The following is a 587-nucleotide window of genomic DNA, read 5'->3' on the forward strand; positions in this document are numbered from 1 at the left end:
CTTTATCATAGGCCGCTCGCTCTTCCTTCGTCGCATCTTTACCCGGCTGCTGAACGCCGTGTTTCTCAAGCTCTGCCTTGCCAGCCTTCGTCGCCTCGATTTTCCCCTGCGTCCGCGCGATATCCATTGCCTGACTGCCAATTTCCCCAATCAGCTGCGCCTCTTTCAGCCGGTTCTGCTCCTTCTCTTTATCAAAGATAGGGTAGAGGGTCTGGTTGGCGTGCTCGACGTCGCGGCTCAGTTCGTCCACGTCTTGCTTCTGGTTGTCTTTATCGCGAATAGTTATCGTGCCTTCCGACACCGCTGATTTAGTCGTGGAACTGTCGCTTCCGCTGCCGTTAACGCCCACCAGCAGGCCGTTAGCCATATTCCCCACGAACTGCCCGCCGATGTTGCCGCCCGAGCTTATGCCCACGCTCTGGTGCTCAACCTCGTACTCGGCCCGGTTTTCGATATTGCCAAAGCCCAGCGTGCCGGTGTCGAGGCGGTTTTTGTCCGCCGCTGCCATGCTGCCGATAACCGAACTCGGCATCAGCCGGGCGGAGGATGTGGATATCATACCCACGCCGAATGTGATCATCGTCAGG

At 57.8% G+C, this 587-nt stretch carries 1 protein-coding gene; it reads right to left on the minus strand.

The genetic code is table 11. The annotated features are described in order from the left end of the window. The coding region (locus ACMV8I_RS21350) for a hypothetical protein (protein WP_498867146.1) at nucleotides 1–587 on the minus strand (587 nt) is incomplete at both ends.

Source organism: Ewingella sp. S1.OA.A_B6 (assembly GCF_049889095.1).
In the GTDB taxonomy this organism is placed as follows: Bacteria; Pseudomonadota; Gammaproteobacteria; order Enterobacterales; family Enterobacteriaceae; genus Ewingella.